Below are 18,610 nucleotides of genomic sequence, written 5' to 3' on the forward strand. Positions count from 1 at the left end.
CACAATGACTTTCTATTCTTATCTTTTTGCTCTTACTGTAAGTGGTTATGAGCATGTTAGCTTATAAGTACTCTATCTCCTAAATATAGGGTCTTCTAAACATTGTATTCTTAGATATTGTACCTCTCAAACATAGACGTCTTTAGCATCATTGATTCTCAAGCTCATTGCGAGTGTTATCAATGACTGACAAGAGCGCTGCTTCAAATTGACCTTCCTCAAATACCATCAGTCCTGAGTGTGCACCGCAAAAATGACGAACATTACGCCACTCGTGTGCCAGACCTACTGCCCAATCGCAATAGTGCTTGCCCGCGTTTTGTTCCGTTTTGAGTGCTTTTTTGGTGGTTGGGTGCAAGCCAAGATTGGGCTGTACTGCATTGAATAGCTTTGACGGTGGTATCTCAAAAGTATCATCGACATAAATGCTCTGGCTAGCAGGATGATATACCAGCAATGAGCTTGCATGAACGTTTTCATCAGGCGCAATATAGTGAATACCTTTAGGTATGGAAAATTGAAGCTCAGGATAACGCTCAGCGACCGCGTCACTTTCTACCAAGTCATCAGCCCAGCTAACCTCAGGGACTTGTTGCGGATGTCTGCTACTGCCATAAAATGTCGCTTGCGGAAAATCTTGTGCCATTTGGGCACAGTGTACCGTATGAAATGGATGGACGTTGAGGACGGCTTCGACATCTCTACCTTCATTGGTCAGTGCCATGACTTGTTGACGTAAATCTCCCGTTAATGTGTAACTATCCAGAAAAATAAATCGTCCTGATGGTCGCTTTATTAGAGCACATTGGACACCAATATCGATAATGCCATTTTTTATAAATGATCCTCGAATACTCCAAAACCCTGCACCTAAATCATAAATTTCATCATTCATCGATGTGCTCCTTTACTGTTCATTTGTTAAATCATTTTACTTATTTATATATAACACTATGCGATTATTAATGGTTTGGTAAATAATGTCTGTACAAGAAAAGATATAAGCAATGTAGATGTGTAAAAATGAAATAGAGTTGTTATCCAAATGTCATCTCAGCAAACGAAAACTGCCCATCAGTCTACAATCAGCGATTATAGCTGTTGTCTGATAGCTAAAAGTTACTGTAGTTATTGAGCTTGTTGCAAAAACCATCTCTCACTTTCAATCAGTAAATAGAGTTTTGTCTAATAAGGGCAAGCGTCTCCATAATGATCTAAACCTAACTTTTTAATCTAAGTCAAGAGCACTATCAATTGCCAATAACACATTTAAACCTGAGTATATTAATTGATGTGCTAACATGCCTCTTTTATCATTATGATAGCTATTTATCCTCTACGGCTTCATGTCTATGCTATAGCTATAAAAAGTCGATGTCATAAATTCGCGTTATATTTTCCTACCATTTAAGCTAATGACACGCTCGATCTACTGTCATAGCATAACCAATATAGTCAGCTCTCTTGTGAATAATCCTACAGATAAATCCCAAAGCATTGCCACAAAACCATCGCCTTCATCCAGTCATTCAGTGTCGTGGGTTTTGAAGCTTACGATTGGTTTGATAGGTATGTTCGCTTTTTTACAGATATATTCTATCCAAGCGGTACTCCCCGTCATGATGGTGGATTTTGCTGCGACTGAAGTACAAGCTGGCATGATAGTTGGTGCTACAGTCATGGCAATTGCCATCATGTCACCGTTTTTGGGTATGCTCTCAGATGCCGTCGGTCGCAAATCATTTGTGGTTGGTGCGTTGCTATTCTTAGCCATACCGACATTCTTGATCGCCCAAAGCTCCAGCATCGGCTGGGTAGGTTTATGGCGTTTTATGCAGGGGCTGTCCGTACCAGGTATTACAGTGGTGACGATTGCCTATATCGGTGAGGAGTTCGAGGGACGGGCAGTGACCGAGCTGATGTCGTTTTATGTCTCAGGGTCAGTGTTCGGCGGTTTTATGGGCCGGTTTTTGCTAGGGCATTTGCATGAGTTGATCGGTTGGCGTCATGGTTACTATGTCATGACAGCGATAACGCTACTGGGTGCGGTATGGGTCGGTAAGATGCTGCCATCGTCTCGTCATTTTGTACCCAATCCCAACTTTCGCTCAGCGATACAAACACTAGGGGAGCACGTCACCAATCGCTACGTGGTCACCTCTTGTTTACTGGGTGCTTGCGTTTTATTTTCACTAGTCGGTTGTTTTACTTTTATTAATTTACATCTGACAGATGAGCCATATCAGCTGACGACTGGTGCACTTGCGAATATTTTTGCGGTGTACTTACTTGGGGTCATTATTACACCGTTGTCTACGTCACTATTACGTCGATTTGGCTCAGCGCGTACCGTACGAGTGGCGATTGTTATCTCGATGGTCGGGGTGTTGTTAACGTTGGTGACACCATTGTGGGGCGTGGTTATAGGACTTGCCATTATGTCATCTGGCGTGTTTATTACCCAGTCAGCGACCATCAGTTATATCGCTGTCAATGTTAAAAAAGGACGGTCACTGGCATCGGGCTTATATTATCTGGGTTACTACTCAGGTGGCACGCTCGGCGCGTGGTTGTGCGGTATGGCTTATGCACGCGGGCAGTGGTCTATGACCGTAGGGCTATTAGTCATCGTACAAATATTGGCATTGATAATAGCCAGCGTTGGGATGGTCAAAACCACGGTGCAGTCAAAGTAGCTGACTGATCTCTACATTATGTATTTGCCCATTATGCTACTTAATGTAAGCCCGCTTTACATGGCGCTGCTTTTTTCTTACTATCTATAACGATGTTATTAACCTAATAAGGTTGTCGTTCATTATAAAAACTCACTAAGAAATGAGAATGATTGGGCAAAACATTCCACATGAGTATTTTTACGAATTATCATTACTGTGTATAGTCAAAGAAATCTAAAACAGGTACAAGGCAGCCGACTGCAGATTGTACAAATAGTACGTCTAGGGAGGATAACGTCGTAGCTGTTTAGCAGTTCTCTGACTATATAACCTATAAATACAACAAACAAGGAAGTCAGATCTATGTCAAATATTTATCACAGCGCGCCATCTGCCTATGATTATCCATTACTGGTCAAGCAGCTACTAAACCGTGCAAAAACAGTATCGCAAGACCAAGAAATTATTTACGCGGACAAGAAGCGCCTCACATATAAAGATCTGTTTGAACGTATCAATCGATTGGCTAATGTATTGGCAAACTTAAATCTCGATGCAGGTGATGTGGTTGCGGTTATGGATTGGGACAGTCATCGCTATCTTGAGTCTTATTTTGCGGTACCGATGTCAGAGTACATCCTACAAACGGTCAATATTCGTCTCTCTCCAGAAAAAGTTCTGTACACCATCAACCATGCCAAGCCCAAAGTACTAATGCTCAACTCTGAGTTTGCGCCGCTAGTCAAAGACTATCAATTTGAAAACTCTAGTATCGAGCACATCATTTGGCTTGATGATAATGGAGTAACGGCTGAAGGTGTCTTTGGTGACAACCAAAGCCGTGTCACAGGCGAGTATGAAGCCCTACTAGACGCTGCTAACAGCGAGTTTGATTTCCCAGATTTTGATGAAAATACTATCGCGACGACTTTTTATACTTCTGGTACGACAGGGGACCCAAAAGGGGTTTTCTTTAGTCATCGCCAATTGGTATTACATAGCCTAGCAGAGGCCGCTACTTTAGGTATGCTTCCCAACAAACAAGGTGTCAGCTACGGTGACGTCTATATGCCGATGACACCGATGTTCCATGTCCATGCATGGGGTTTCCCATTTACAGCGACGATGGTCGGTCTAAAGCAAGTCTATCCAGGGCGTTATGCGCCTGATACATTGATGGACTTAATCATTAACGAAAAAGTCAGCATCACTCATTGCGTCCCTACCATCCTGCAAATGGTACTCAAAGAAGCCCAGGATCGTGGTGTTAGCTTCAATGGTTTAAAAATGATCATTGGTGGTTCAAGGTTGACTGAAGGGTTGGCAAAAACAGCAATGTCTCAGGGTATCGAAGTCTATACAGGCTACGGCATGTCAGAAACCGCGCCACTTATCAGTTTGACTGAGTTTAGCCTTGATGAGCCTGAGATGAGTGAAGAAGAAGATATTGCTCGTCGCTGTATGACAGGTAAGCCTGTGCTTATGGTCGATGCTCAGGTCTGGGGTGAAGGCAATAAATCAGTTGGCAAAGGACAAGACAACACAGGTGAGCTAGTACTACGAGCGCCTTGGTTGACCCAAAGCTATCTTAAGAACGATGATGCTGGTAAAGAGTTGTGGGAAAGCGGCTATATGCACACTCAAGACATTGCCTACATACGTCCTGATGGTTATATCAAAATTACAGATCGCCTAAAAGATGTGATCAAGTCTGGTGGTGAATGGATATCATCGCTTGAGATTGAGACGATTCTATCACTACATCCTTCAGTAGCTGACGTATCGGTGATAGGGGTGCGTGACGAGCAGTGGGGCGAGCGTCCATTAGCATTGGTTGTCCTAAAGCCTACTGCCCAAGATACGAGCGCTGATGATATCAAAGCCATCGCAGAGAAAGCAGTAGAGCGCGGTATCATTCCTAAATATGGCGTACCAAGTCAGTTTAAGTTTGTAGATGAGCTGCCAAAAACCTCAGTAGGTAAACATGACAAAAAGGTCATGCGTGAGATATATGCCAACCAAACTCAAATATAATCATATCTATCAGTTGAATATTCAACGTTTGTATTTGTCAAAATGTAGTGCACGTTACACGCTTAATAGTTGACCTTTGCAATAGGCTCTGCTACATTTTAAACCGATACGTAATGTATCGGTTTTTTAATTCTGGCAAGGATGACCAGTACTTATTCAGACATTGTCTACTATAATCGTAACCGTGTAAGCATCGTAGATTCGGACGTGCAGATAGCGCTTCCAATGCGATGACGACTTGCCAGCGTTTCGATGATAAAATAACATTGCCTCATTTCTCGTTTATGCTAAGGACAGCTATTATGAGTGACCACGCCCAACACCCAGTCTCTACTCACACAGCAGACATGCCTACATTTGCTGATATCTATCACGACTCTATTATCGAACGAGAGGATTTCTGGGCGCAGCAAGCAAAGCGCATCTACTGGCACAAAGAGCCTGAGCAAATTCTCGATGACAGTAATCTACCGTTTGCAAAATGGTTTGTCGGCGGTGAGACCAATCTTTGTTATAACTGCGTAGATCGTCATCTGGCGGATCGTGCCGAGCAAGACGCGTTTGTCTGGGTATCATCAGAAATCAATCAAGAGTTGATAGAAACCTTTCCAGCAGTCGTTGATTCGTTTAAAGATCTGGGCAACAACGTCGAGTTTTATACAGACTATACCAAGCGTCGTCTGACGTATAACGACCTATATAAAGAAGTTAATTATTTTGCTGATGTCCTACAGCGCCATGGTATTGGTAAGGGTGATCGCGTCATCATTTATATGCCGATGATTCTAGAAGCGGCATATGCCATGCTGGCTTGTGCTCGTATTGGCGCAATACATTCAGTCGTTTTCGGTGGGTTTGCAGCCCATAACTTGGCTATCCGCATGGATGATGCTGAAGCAAAAATGGTCATTACGGTAGATGCAGGTCTGCGTGATGGCAAGGTTATTAATTATAAGAACCTTGTCAATCAGGGCGTCGAGCAAGCAACAACCAAGCCTGAGCATGTATTGGTGGTCAACCGCGGTATTTTACCGTTTGAGCCGAGAAATGTTGACGTCGATTATGCGACCGAACGACGTCACAGCTGCGAGGCGCATACAGTTGTGGAGCCCGTCTGGCTTGAGTCAAATACGCCGTCTTATTTGCTCTATACCTCTGGTACGACAGGTACTCCCAAAGGCGTGCAGCGTGATACTGGCGGTCATGCGGTCGCACTGACTACTTCGATGGATTATGTCTATGATGGTAAGACAGGTGAGACGTTTTGGGCAATATCGGATATTGGCTGGGCAGTTGGGCACTCTTATACGATTTATGCGCCACTGCTAGCAGGCATGACGAGTGTCATGTACGAGGGCCTACCACACTCACCGAATCCTGGTATTTGGTGGCGTATCGTTGAGGCCAACAAGGTCAATATTTTGTTTACAGCGCCCACGGGCGTGCGTATGCTCAAAAAACAAGACGAGAGCTGGATGACCCGCTATGATGTCTCTAGTGTCAAATCGTTCTTTTTAGCAGGTGAACCACTTGATGAGTCAACGGCCGGCTGGCTGACCCAGCATTTAGGCGTGCCAATCTTAGATCACTATTGGCAGACAGAGTCTGGTTGGCCCATCTTGAGTCACACACCAAAATTTGATCATAAACCGCATAAGCAAGGATCACCTGGCTATCCTATGTATGGCTATGAGGCGCAGGTGATCAATGAAGAGACTGGCGACCCCTGCAAAGCGGGCGAAAAAGGCCTGCTTGCAATTAAAGCGCCACTGCCGCCTGGTTGTCTGACTACGGTGTGGCGTAATGACGATCGCTTTATCAGTAGCTACTTTGGTTTGTTTGATGGTCAGCAATATTCTACGTCAGACTATGCAGTGACAGATGAAGATGGTTACTTTTATATATTGGGGCGTACTGATGATGTGATCAACGTCGCAGGTCATCGGATAGGGACGCAAGAGATCGAAGAAGCGATTAGTATGCATCCAGATATGGCAGAGTGTGCTGTAGTAGGCATTCAAGATGAGTTAAAAGGAGAGCTGCCCATTGCATTCTGTGTGCTAAAAGATCAGACGCAAGTCGAAACGACCGAAAACCGCTTCCGTATTGAGCAGCAAGTCATCGGTGCGGTGGTCAAATCTTTGGGCGGTATTGCAAGGCCAGCGGCTATTTATTTCCCGCAAGCACTGCCAAAGACTCGCTCTGGCAAAATCCTACGCCGATCTATTCGTGCATTGGCTGAAGATAAGCCTACAGGAGATATGTCGACCCTCGATAACCCAGCCGCTATCGATGCGATTAAGCAGTCAATGAAAGACTATTGATCATCAAAGATGAATAAATAGCCTGCTGCCTATCAAAATTAGACTAGGGCGTGTCCCTATTTTAAAAATGGTGATAAAAATGAGATAAATCGAAGGCAAACAAGGAAAATAGTGCATACAATATCGAGATATTGACCAGCTATTTGACGCCGTTTGTCAAAGGTTTAGCCATTTTTGGCACATTTAGTAATAAACGTTTGAATTAGGGACACGCCCCAACCATTTAAAAGCTCATGAACCCTCATGGGCTTTTTTGTCTCTGCTGTTTTCTTATAGCAATATGTTTACTCATCGCATTTTGATAAAACAAACTTAATGAAAATGTTGATAAAGCGCTTGACCCTAAAATTGATTTATTGCTATAGTCAATAACGATACAAAATAAATCATTTTAAAATTTAGAATTTTAATGAGGTTTTATAGATAAACGCTCATGGCGTTTCATTCATCAATGAATACTCAGGTGCCGTCACACGGTAGTCTCGCAAAAAAGATAAGGATATCTTATGCACCACGTTCAACAGCTCATCAACGGTCAGTTCACACAGTCAAATACCGATGAATGGATTGATATTACCGATCCTGCGACCCAAGAAGTCATCGCAAAAGTCCCGCAAACCACCAATGATGAGATCAATCAAGCCGTTGCAGCCGCCCAAACCGCGTTTGAGACATGGCGCAAAACACCAATCACCACACGCGCTCGTATTTTCTTGACCTATCAAGCACTTATTCGTGAGCATATGGATGAGCTAGCAGAAATATTAACCGCAGAGCAGGGCAAGACGATTGCTGATGCACGCGGCGATGTGTTCCGCGGCTTAGAAGTGGTCGAGCATGCCGCTGGTATTGCCAATTTGCAAATCGGCGACTTTGTAGAAAACGTCGCATCAGGTGTTGACACTTATAGCATCTGGCAGCCGCTCGGCGTTTGCGCTGGTATTACGCCGTTTAACTTTCCTGCGATGATTCCGCTATGGATGTTCCCAATGGCGATTGCCACGGGTAATACGTTCATCCTCAAACCGTCTGAGCAAGATCCGATGGTGACTATGCGTTTGGTTGAGCTAGCAATTGAAGCAGGCGTACCAGAAGGTGTGCTGAACGTGGTACATGGCGGCAAAGCAACCGTCGACGCCATCTGTGACCACCCAGATATCAAAGCTGTCTCTTTCGTGGGATCTACTAGCGTTGGTAAGCACGTCTATGAGCGTGCCAGCCAGTCAGGTAAGCGCGCCCAATGTATGATGGGTGCAAAAAACCATGGCGTTATCTTGCCTGATGCCAATAAAGAGCAAACGCTCAATCAGCTAGCAGGCGCGGCGTTCGGTGCCGCTGGTCAACGCTGTATGGCATTGTCAGTCGTCGTACTAGTAGGTGCTGCTGGAGAGTGGATCGATGATATCAAAGCCAAGGCAGAAAACTTAATTGTTTCAGCTGGCAAAAATGACAAAGACTTGGGACCACTGATTTCGCCTGCCGCAAAAGCGCGTGTCGAGCATTTAATTGGTACTGGGGTAGAAGAGGGTGCAGACTTAATTCTAGATGGTCGCGGCATTACTGTTGAAGGATTTGAGAACGGTAATTTTGTTGGTCCAACTATCTTTGACAATGTCACAAGTGATATGCAAATTTATCAACAAGAAATCTTTGGACCCGTACTTTGCATCATGCGCGCTGACAGCTTAGATGAAGCGATTGCACTACTGAATGCCAATCCACATGGTAACGGCACGGCGATATTCACCCAGTCAGGCGCTGCTGCACACAAATTCCAGCAAGACATTCAAGTCGGTCAAATCGGTATCAACTTACCGATTCCTGTGCCACTACCAATGTTCTCCTTCTCAGGCTCGCGTGCCAGCAAGCTGGGTGATTTAGGCCCTTATGGTAAGCAGGCAGTGCAGTTCTATACTCAGACCAAAACCGTCACTGCACGTTGGTTCGATGATGAAGCGAGCCGCGGTGTCAATACAACGATTTCAATATAATAATCAATTGACTATATTTGCGGTATAACCTTGATGCCACTTGCGATACTATTGGTCGCAGTTTTATTATCGTTATACCGCTATCGTGCGGCGCGCACACCTTATCAGATGTCTCACTCGCACTTTATCAAGGGGTGCATCAAACAGACTTTTTATTTGATCTATAAGAACAAGGATAACCCTATGGATTTTGCATTGACCGATGATCAGATTGCCTTTCGCCAAACGGCCCGTCAGTTTGCGCAAAAAGAGCTCAAGCCAAACGCTGCTGAATGGGATCGCAACTCGCATTTCCCCATAGATGTCATCAAAAAATCTGGTGAGCTTGGGTTTTTGGGGCTGTATACCAATCCAGAATACGACGGTTTGGGATTACCAAGACTCGACTCCGCAATGGTATTCGAAGAGCTGTCGTGGGGGGATACCTCTGTGGCAGCCTACATGAGTATCCATAATATGGCAGCATGGATGATTGGCGAGTATGGCAGCGATTCGCTATGCAAAAAATATTTGCCCGATATGGTCAGTGGCGAGTGGCTCGGTAGTTACTGCTTAACAGAGCCAAATGCAGGATCTGACGCAGCCTCACTACGCACCAAGGCGGATAAACAAGGCGATTACTACGTACTGAATGGCGAAAAAACCTTTATTTCTGGCGCAGGATCAACTGATGTATTGGTAGTTATGGCGCGCACTGGTGCGGCAGGTCCAAAAGGCGTTTCAGCGTTCGTAGTAGATGCCAATAGCGCTGGTATCGAATATGGCAAAAACGAGCAAAAAATGGGCTGGAAAGCCCAGCCGACGCGGACGATTAGTTTCAAAGACGTCAAAGTCCCAGTAGAGAATCTGATAGGTGAGGAAGGTCAAGGTTTTCGTATCGCTATGAAAGGGCTGGACGGTGGTCGTATCAATATCGGTATTTGCGCCGTGGGTACGGCACAATCTGCATTAGAAACAGCAACCAGTTACGTACAGGAACGTAGCCAGTTTGGCAGTCCAATTGCAAGCTTACAGTCCGTACAGTTTAAGCTTGCCGACATGCTGACCCAGACTATCGCTGCGCGTCAAATGCTCTATTTAGCGGCTGATAAAGTCGATAGTAATGATGGGCAAGCTTCTACCTACTGTGCAATGGCGAAGCGCCTCTCTACGGATCTGTGCTTTGATGTTGCCAACACCGCCCTACAACTGCATGGCGGTTATGGCTATCTAAATGAATATCCACTTGAGCGTCACGTGCGAGACTTACGTGTGCATCAAATATTAGAAGGTACCAATGAGATCATGCGAGTGATTATTTCACGTCAGATCTTACAAGACGAGGCGCTAAGCCAACTGCGCTAATAGGCTGTTATGGTTACTATTGTGACGATATCATACTTTTTCGCTTGACTAAAACAAGGATGTTTTATGACAGATTATACCAATCTAAACCTATCAATTGATGGTCATACTGCCACGTTGACATTGAACAACCCTCCTGCGCATACGTGGACAATGGACAGTTTGCATGCGCTCAAACAACTCATCACCGATCTCAATGCCAATGACGATATCTACGCGTTAATCGTGCATGGCGATGGTGAAAAGTTTTTTTCAGCGGGCGCAGATCTCAATAACTTCTCAGACGGTGATAAAGGCCGTGCGATAAGTATGGCGATTGCATTTGGTGAGGCGTTTGAAGCATTGTCTGCTTATCGCGGTGTCAGCATTGCGGTGATCAACGGCTATGCGATGGGCGGTGGACTTGAGTGTGCGCTCGCATGTGACATTCGTATTGCAGAAGCGCATGCACAGATGGCACTACCGGAGACGGGCGTAGGTCTACTGCCATGTGCAGGTGGGACACAAAACCTACCTTGGCTCGTCGGAGAGGGTTGGGCAAAGCGCATGATACTGTGCGGCGAACGCGCTGATGCAGAGACGGCATTACGTATTGGCTTGGTGGAGGAGGTCACTGAAACAGGTGCAGGGCTACTAGCCGCTCAAGACTTGGCCAAAAAAGCCGCAAAGCAATCGCCTGTTGCTGTCAGTTATTCTAAAGGACTTATTCAAGCAGCCAGAGATACCCCGCCTGCCCAAAACCTTATTCATGAGCGCGAAGCTTTTGTGAAGTTGTTTGACACGATGGATCAGCGCGAAGGTGTACAAGCATTCTTAGAAAAACGCAAACCCAGTTGGCAAAATAAATAAGCATTGCTTAAAATGCTTGGGTCATAATGTTTATGACATTATTTAATTTTTTAACTTTGTAGGTCACTTTTATGACAGCAGCTACCGACGATACCCAAAAGCCTTCGAGCAATACCGAGCAAGAGGCCTCTGTATTATTCAATACTGAACCGACAGATTGTGGTCACCTCATTGGAGTGATGACGCTCAATACACCCAAATCGCTCAATGCGCTCAGCGTTGATATGTGCCAGCTGCTATCAGAGCAGTTAGTGCAGTGGCAAGCTGATAACCAGATAGTCGCGCTGGTATTGAAAGGTGCAGGGGACAAGGCGTTTTGTGCCGGCGGTGATATTCGTAAGCTGTATGACAGTATGTCTACCGATGCGCCAGTGCCCAATCCTTATGCCACTGAGTTTTTCAGTCATGAGTATCGTCTCTATCGTCAAATGCACTTTTATTCAAAGCCGCTAATACTTTGGGGCGACGGCATTATTATGGGTGGCGGCATGGGATTAATGGCAGGTTGTAGTCATCGTGTGGTGACTGAGCGTACCCGTTTTGCTATGCCTGAAGTGACAATTGGGTTGTTTCCTGATGCCTCTGGTAGTTGGTTTTTGCAGCGTATGCCTGCCAAGACAGGTTTATTTTTAGGATTGACAGGCGCGATGTGCAATGGCAGTGATGCGCTATTAGCGAATCTAGCGGAGTATGCTGTTGCCAGTCATGACTATGACGCTATCATGCAGCGTCTAAAACGAAGTAATTGGCAAACATCAGACAGTACGAGCAATACGGACAAGTTCCATAATGACAGTGCTCATAGTATTGTTAGCCGTGCACTTGCAGCACTACCTGCAGCGGATCTACCCGATAGCAAGCTGGCGACGTACTGGCAGCCTATTCAGCAACTCATGAACAGCGGCGGTCTGGCTGATATCGACGCACTGCTACAAAGCGATGAAGCGCTCGTACAGTTGAGCAAAGATTTTGCAGAAGACAGCTGGACACAGCGAGCAGTTGCCACCTATCGTCATGGTTGCCCAGTGACAGCAGCATTGACTCATGCGCTATATCATAAAGTCGCCGATTTATCGATAGAGCAGGTTTTGTATCTAGAGACCAATGTCGCGGTACATTGTGCGGCTAATCCTGATTTTAAGGAAGGCGTGCGAGCATTACTGATTGACAAGGATAAGAATCCACAGTGGTCACGCTCACTAGCAGACTGTCTCAGTGTAGAAGGGCAGGCATATATCGATCAGCACTTCGATAACCCTTATCCTAAAGGTCAGCATCCTTTAGAAGGCTGGTTGGATGCCACTGCTTTAGCCAGTCAGCTTGTGCGATAAGCTCAAACGTAGCTAGAAGGGTCATAAGGTCTAGATTACTTACCAACAGGGAGCGCCACCGACTCTCAATAACTATGTTATTTCAAACAATCTATGTCAGTTAAGACAATAGGGCTCGCTGGTTCATAATATACAGTGAGTCGCAAATAGTAATCATAACAACCATTATTAACGCAATATAAGTAGGTAGCAATGCCTACGCAATCATCAAGGAGTGATGAGATGAGTACAAAGGATACAAGTACAATAGATAATGACACCTCTAAACCAAACGTTGCTTTTATAGGACTTGGTAATATGGGTGCTCCCATGGCAGAGAACTTACTAAAGGCAGGTTATACACTTTCTGTGTTTGATTTGTCTGATGCTGCTACCAAGCGTCTGCAGCAGGCAGGTGCTAGCGTCGCGCAAAGTCCTAAAGAGGCTGTGAGTAATGCTCAAGTTGTCATTAGTATGTTGCCTGCAGGGCAGCACGTGCATTCGGTGTACTTAGGCGACAACGGTTCCAATGGTCTACTTGCAGAGCTGAATAAAGGTACGCTAGTGATTGATAGTAGTACGATAGCAGCTGCTGATGCCAGAACCGTGGCAGACGCTGCGAGTAAACTGGGTGTTGAGTTTTTGGATGCGCCCGTGTCTGGTGGGACGGGCGGCGCGATTGCTGGTAGCCTAACCTTTATTGTTGGCGGTAGCGCTGAGGCATTCGCTCGTGCTGAGCCGATACTTGCCGTTATGGGTAAAAACATCTTTCATGCGGGTACGCATGGCGCAGGACAAGTTGCGAAAATTTGTAATAATATGCTGCTAGGTATTTTGATGGCAGGGACAGCAGAGACTATTAACCTAGGAGTGAAGAATGGTCTAGATCCAAAAGTGCTGTCGGATATTATGCTACAGAGTTCAGGTCGTAACTGGACATTAGAAGTTTATAACCCGTATCCACAAGTCATGGAAAACGTCCCATCTAGTAATGGTTACCAAGGTGGATTTATGAGTAAGCTCATGCAAAAAGATTTGAATCTTGCCATGCAAACCGCTCAAGACACTCATGTAGACACGCCGATGGGTGCAAAAGCAACGGAGTTGTACGCATCACATACTCTAGAGAATGGCGACAAAGACTTTTCTAGTATCATGGGGCGTCATGATATCTCGCTGTTGTCTTAAAGACTGCTATAGGGAATATTAGTAATGTTGCTAATAGCTGTTGCTTATTAATAGGTGGTGCTTATCAATAGACACTTGCGATGTGCCAATAGATACTTGTTAGATATCAGATAAAACAGAAAAGCGCCGCGCTAGGGACTATAGCGTGGCGCTTTTTGGTGCATGATAAGGGCGATATCAGCTCTGTAGGTCATACACGAGGGCTTGGATATCCTGCGCGGCTTGCTGTAGCCGAGGTACATAAATCAGTAATTCATCGAGGGACACGCGTATCGTCGGTGCATGCAGGTACAGTGAGGCCAGATAACGTGACTTCTTGTCTAATATAGGCACTGCTACTGCTACCATTTCAGAAATAAACTCCTCGTTATCGATACCGATGCCAGTATCAGCGATACGATCAAGCTCAGCGTTCAAGGCATCAATATCAGTAATGGTATTTTTGGTGAATTTATCTAGTGGTAATCCTTGTAGTATCTTCATACGGCTGGTAATAGATAATTGACTGAGGTATAGCTTACCTGTCGCTGTACACCACATGGGTGACTTGGCTCCTACAGGAAGGTATATCTGCAAGGGCAGGGTTGTTTGCGCGCGATTGGTATAGATCATGTCCATATGATATGGAACGCCAATACCACAAGTTTCTTTAATTTCGTCAACCAGTTTTTGCAAAATCATCTGGCGCTCATTGAAGAACAATCGCTGTTGCCAAAGCTCAACACTCAGATTGCGTACCCGCTTACCAGGGATAATCCCACCACCGATATCAACAGTCAAAAAACCGTCATCGACCAAGTTTTGAATCAGACGGTGTATGGTTGGTTTGGGGATATCCAGCTCTTGTGACAACTCGAGTGGAGACAGAGGCTTAGAAGCGTAAGAGACAGCTTCTATGATCTCTAGTACACGGGTAATTGACGATACTTTAGGCATATAAAAGGCTCAGTATTAATAAAAGATCAAAGTATAGAAGCGCACAACGCTTTCATAAGTAGAACAAAGGGTAATAAAAAAAGACGTCTGAGAACAAATTCCTTCTTACCTCTAATTTAGCACAATATAAAGCCTAGACAAGGTTTAGTGATACTAAATAATAGCATTCGTATCATTATTTCCTATATTTACAATTTATTTGTACAAGCAACATAAGATACGTCCAATCACAAGCTGCAACACTCTGTAGTAATAAGCTATATAACTGATATTGAGCTGCACATTATACTCAGTCATTATAGTGAAATATTTTGTAATACCTTTACATGAACATTAACCCCGCCGACACTCATGTCTACACTGTTTGGTTACTTTGAGAGCGTTGTGTAACAGGAATTCAAAGTTTTGCAGGTTGGTGTAGCAATTATTACAGTATCTATGCAATCTTTACATAACGGCAAATAAAAAGCGCATTCCAAGGGGTGACTTTTACGGCCAAAATTGTTTTAATCTCCTCAACAAAATGATGGTTTAAAAAAAGCATAACTATCGTTTTTTATGGGCGAGTTATTTCACACTTTAGGAGAATAATTATGAAACTGATTAAACTAACGGCAATCTCTGCCGCTGTTCTAGCATCTACTGCGGCACTAGCTGCTGAGCCAGTAATTGTTGTTGACGATAATGATGCAGTTGTGTACGAAGCTCAGCCAGTTGCTTATCAAGCAGCAGAGCCTTCTTATGCATACAATTCTGATGCTGGTATTTTACGCAACACCACTGGTGCTGTTGTTGGTACTACCAAAACTTTATTTAACACTGTTACAAACCCAGCTTCTGTAAGCGCTGAGGTTGGTTCTTTGGGTTATGGTGCTAACGTTGGCTTTAGCGTTAACGAAAAAGTTGAATTACAAGCTGGTTGGGCTGGTGGCGATGTTGCTGACTTATTCGGTGGTGATTTTGACGCAAATGACATCAATTATGATGTTGATAGTGACTTTAGCAACCCGTATCTAGGTGTGCAATTGCGTCCTACTGGTAACTGGTTCACTATGGGTGCTGGTATCATCGTTCCTGACAACGATATTGATGTAAGAGCTAATGCTGAAGGCGACGGTTATTACAGCATTGATGGCAACAAATATTATGCTGGCACGGCAACTGCAGAGCAAATTCTTGAAGAGGATTTTGGCGGCCAAAATGTAGGTAACCTAGAAGGCTCTCTAGAACATCGCAATAAATTAGCCCCTTACTTAACTGTTGGCTTCCGCCCTAACATCACGAATAATTTCGGTGTATTTGGTGAAGTTGGTGCAGCATACTTGGGTAAAGTAGACGCAGATGTCCGCTATACTGGTGAAGGTGGTAACACTGTCGCAGCAAATCAAGCTGCTCGTGATGCAGAAAATGATTTAGAAGATAAAAACTGGTTAGAGTGGATGCCAATCGTTAAACTTGGCGCAACTTACCGTTTCTAATCTAATCACAGTGTAAATACTGTTATTAGAAGAGAACAAAAAAAACGACCCTTTTTAGGGTCGTTTTTTTATGTCTAAAAGAAAGCGAAGATAATAAATACGAGAGCATTGTCAGATATGATCAAAAAACGACGACTGTTTGATCTGCTTGCAATACTGCAATTTGGTGATTGGATTGATCGTTAGTATGACTGATAGTAATAAGGTCTTTATTCATATCATCAGTCAAGGCAGGAATGACATCAGAGTAATCTATACCTAAACCTTGTGCCAAAGTGTACTGATGGATCTTGATAAAGCTTTCTTTGATTTGCCATAGTAACTTTGCAATATAATCACGCTGATTTTTTGGTAATGTCTGTAAAACAGCAATCTCATTATCGGAATAGAAACGCTGTGCGACGTGCCAAGCCACATTATTGTGCTCTATGTCGATTCCAGCAGGACGATGGTGACTGATGACTAGAGCTATTTGACTCGGTGACGTCTTATTGCTATTGCTACGATTTTTATCATGGGCACCTGTATGACTAAAACATACGTAATATTTACTGTTTATAAGTCGATAAGGGAAGCTCGACTCGTCTAAAGTGTCTTCGATGTCTAGTTTCTTAAGTAGGTTTTGTAGAAGGTGCCTGACGCCTTGACGCTGCTGCTCACGCTGTCTACGAGCCATGCTGCGTTTCGATGTGGGCTTTTGTAGAGATACATAATGCCATTTACAATCACTCAGATCAGTAAGGTCTGTACATAATGACCCAGATGATAACGACCGAACTGACGCGTACAGCGTGCTGTTTATATTCAGACAAGCTAATGACTCGCTCACCTTGGCAGTCACGCACCATATGTCATGACCGAGCTGAGTATATTGAATGTGAGTTATGTTTGAGGCTGGTATTATCATAATTAATCGTTAAGGATTTCAGTCAAAATGTAAGGTTTTTCAGATATCAAATTACTTGACGCTAATTCAAGGTAGGCCGTTCTTTAAACAACTGTCGTGCCCATGAGTTGCAGGTAACCATAGCGCTTATAATAAAATATAAAAAAGCCCAGCAATAGTATATTACTGGGATTTTTTAAGGATCTAATAGTTTAAATATTCTTAGTAAGACAGCTCAGCACGGCGGTTTTGGGCATAGGCGTCTTCAGTATTGCCGGCAGCAGCAGGGCGTTCTTCACCATAGCTGATAACACGGATGTTGTTGGCAGTGACCCCTTGAGCAGCAAGATAGTTACGTGCTGCTTGTGCACGGCGCTCACCTAGGGCCATGTTGTATTCACGGCTACCGCGCTCATCGGTATGACCTGCGATCACAACACCAGCCGCTGGATTTGAGTTTAGTAGACTCACATGCTGGTTAAGGACACTTGCTGCTTGTGCAGTGATTTCGCTACTATCAAAGGCGAAATAAACCACTGCTTGTAAGTTTTCTGCACCAGTAATTACGGCGTTTGAGTTATCAACAATAACGGCACCATTGTAGCCAACTTGACCACTTGGAATACCTAGCGGAGCTACCACAACTTCAGAGGTAGAGCGTTTGGTAGCACAACCTGTGGTTAGTGCCACAGCGCTTGATAGCACAGCAAGAACAGCGATCTTAGAAAAACTGATTGACATGACGAGCTCCTGAAATTTTAATTGAATTTGTTTTTTTGAACTGCTTACCATAAAGCTTGAGCAATCTCTCCTATCATATACTAACTGTTAATTTATGTAAGTATTTTTACTGTAAATAACAATAGACAGAACCTATATCACCAGCGATGCTTGCCCCAATTCTCTGGATTTGCCCAGTAGTCAGCATTGAGCCAGTTTGGTAGTTTTTTATAATCATATAAATTGAACTGCCAAAGTGTCGCTGATACTGTGGATGAGGTGATTGATTCAACTTGATTAGCACCCAAGGATGGCTCGCTTAAAATATCAAACGGTGTAAATCCATAAGGTTTTAGATCTATCGAGCTATCAAGAGCAACCAGTAGATGTGCTGCATATAGATCACGATAGCGCATGAGCGCAGGAATATATTGTTGTAATGTCTCATGGGACAGGGAAGGTAGCCAAAAACAGGCAAGCTCATAACGCTTAGGTAGATGCTGTTTGGTAAGTTCTGATAAAGTCGATATATGCCACGATTGGACTGGCACATTGCTGTTATCTGGTAAAGTCTTTAGCTGTGTTTGCAGCGCTGATAATTCTGTTTTGTCATGTGCAACCCATAACAGCTCAGTGGTATCGTTAGTCTGATCGCCCGTCGTGTTTGCCTGCCCATCTATCGAGGTGTCATGTGAGCTACCAAGTGATGACATAAGGGCATCGACATAGTCTCTAAGCAAAGGTAGAGTGATCTTTGAGGTTTTGGCAGTATGTGTTGTCATATCATGGGCCGTTTATTGAAGGTGGGTCATTGGTATGTTTATTAAATCATTTTAAGCGACATTATCCAATTGATAACTCGCGTCCATTTG

General features: G+C 44.2%; 14 protein-coding genes. 9 read left to right on the top strand and 5 right to left on the bottom strand.

Going from position 1 to position 18,610, the window contains the following annotated elements:
- Positions 1 to 148: 148 nt before the first annotated feature.
- Positions 149 to 895 (bottom strand): hypothetical protein, encoded by a 747-nt coding sequence (locus ACTXGL_RS11800; RefSeq protein ID WP_443526959.1) that lies wholly within the window; start codon positions 893 to 895, stop codon positions 149 to 151.
- Positions 896 to 1,466: 571 nt separating this feature from the next.
- Between ACTXGL_RS11800 and ACTXGL_RS11805 the strand changes: the two genes are divergently transcribed.
- The 8 genes from ACTXGL_RS11805 to mmsB all read left to right on the top strand — a co-directional run bounded on the left by ACTXGL_RS11805 (position 1,467) and on the right by mmsB (position 13,718).
- On the top strand, positions 1,467 to 2,696 hold the full coding sequence (locus tag ACTXGL_RS11805; RefSeq protein WP_443526960.1) for an MFS transporter: 1,230 nt from the start codon (positions 1,467 to 1,469) through the stop codon (positions 2,694 to 2,696).
- Positions 2,697 to 3,041: 345 nt separating this feature from the next.
- Complete coding sequence (locus ACTXGL_RS11810) at positions 3,042 to 4,712, top strand: fatty acid--CoA ligase (protein WP_443526961.1); 1,671 nt, start codon at positions 3,042 to 3,044, stop codon at positions 4,710 to 4,712.
- 302 nt (positions 4,713 to 5,014) lie between these two features.
- Positions 5,015 to 7,036 carry a propionate--CoA ligase gene (locus tag ACTXGL_RS11815; RefSeq protein ID WP_443526962.1) on the top strand — a complete coding sequence of 674 codons (2,022 nt, stop codon included), beginning with the start codon at positions 5,015 to 5,017 and terminating at the stop codon, positions 7,034 to 7,036.
- Between the two features lie 506 nt (positions 7,037 to 7,542).
- Positions 7,543 to 9,027, top strand: coding sequence for a CoA-acylating methylmalonate-semialdehyde dehydrogenase (locus ACTXGL_RS11820; protein ID WP_443526963.1), 1,485 nt, complete (start codon positions 7,543 to 7,545; stop codon positions 9,025 to 9,027).
- A gap of 183 nt (positions 9,028 to 9,210) precedes the next feature.
- A complete protein-coding gene (locus tag ACTXGL_RS11825; RefSeq protein ID WP_443526964.1) occupies positions 9,211 to 10,371 on the top strand; it encodes an acyl-CoA dehydrogenase family protein in 1,161 nt (386 codons plus the stop codon).
- Positions 10,372 to 10,437: 66 nt separating this feature from the next.
- Complete coding sequence (locus ACTXGL_RS11830; protein ID WP_443526965.1) at positions 10,438 to 11,220, top strand: enoyl-CoA hydratase; 783 nt, start codon at positions 10,438 to 10,440, stop codon at positions 11,218 to 11,220.
- Positions 11,221 to 11,291: 71 nt separating this feature from the next.
- A complete protein-coding gene (locus tag ACTXGL_RS11835; protein ID WP_443526966.1) occupies positions 11,292 to 12,551 on the top strand; it encodes an enoyl-CoA hydratase/isomerase family protein in 1,260 nt (419 codons plus the stop codon).
- A gap of 222 nt (positions 12,552 to 12,773) precedes the next feature.
- Positions 12,774 to 13,718: a 3-hydroxyisobutyrate dehydrogenase gene (gene mmsB / locus ACTXGL_RS11840; RefSeq protein ID WP_443526967.1), complete on the top strand. Its 945-nt coding sequence runs from the start codon at positions 12,774 to 12,776 to the stop codon at positions 13,716 to 13,718.
- A 177-nt stretch (positions 13,719 to 13,895) separates the two neighbouring features.
- Here mmsB and ACTXGL_RS11845 read toward each other — a convergent pair whose 3' ends face one another.
- Positions 13,896 to 14,654 carry an IclR family transcriptional regulator gene (locus ACTXGL_RS11845; RefSeq protein WP_319051537.1) on the bottom strand — a complete coding sequence of 253 codons (759 nt, stop codon included), beginning with the start codon at positions 14,652 to 14,654 and terminating at the stop codon, positions 13,896 to 13,898.
- A gap of 593 nt (positions 14,655 to 15,247) precedes the next feature.
- On the opposite strand from ACTXGL_RS11845, the gene ACTXGL_RS11850 reads away from it, so the two are divergent.
- Positions 15,248 to 16,132, top strand: coding sequence for a hypothetical protein (locus tag ACTXGL_RS11850; RefSeq protein ID WP_443526968.1), 885 nt, complete (start codon positions 15,248 to 15,250; stop codon positions 16,130 to 16,132).
- A gap of 121 nt (positions 16,133 to 16,253) precedes the next feature.
- On the opposite strand, the gene ACTXGL_RS11855 is transcribed toward ACTXGL_RS11850, so the two are convergent.
- The 3 genes from ACTXGL_RS11855 to ACTXGL_RS11865 form a co-directional block, all read right to left on the bottom strand.
- Positions 16,254 to 16,808: a 4'-phosphopantetheinyl transferase family protein gene (locus ACTXGL_RS11855; protein ID WP_443526969.1), complete on the bottom strand. Its 555-nt coding sequence runs from the start codon at positions 16,806 to 16,808 to the stop codon at positions 16,254 to 16,256.
- A gap of 432 nt (positions 16,809 to 17,240) precedes the next feature.
- Positions 17,241 to 17,759: a peptidoglycan-associated lipoprotein Pal gene (gene pal / locus ACTXGL_RS11860; protein ID WP_443526970.1), complete on the bottom strand. Its 519-nt coding sequence runs from the start codon at positions 17,757 to 17,759 to the stop codon at positions 17,241 to 17,243.
- A gap of 137 nt (positions 17,760 to 17,896) precedes the next feature.
- The gene (locus tag ACTXGL_RS11865) at positions 17,897 to 18,520 is read right to left on the bottom strand and encodes a DUF6231 family protein (RefSeq protein WP_443526971.1); all 624 of its coding nucleotides are present in this window, start codon (positions 18,518 to 18,520) and stop codon (positions 17,897 to 17,899) included.
- Between the last annotated feature and the right edge of the window lie 90 nt (positions 18,521 to 18,610).

The organism is Psychrobacter sp. T6-6 (assembly GCF_052258185.1).
In the GTDB taxonomy this organism is placed as follows: domain Bacteria; phylum Pseudomonadota; class Gammaproteobacteria; order Pseudomonadales; family Moraxellaceae; genus Psychrobacter.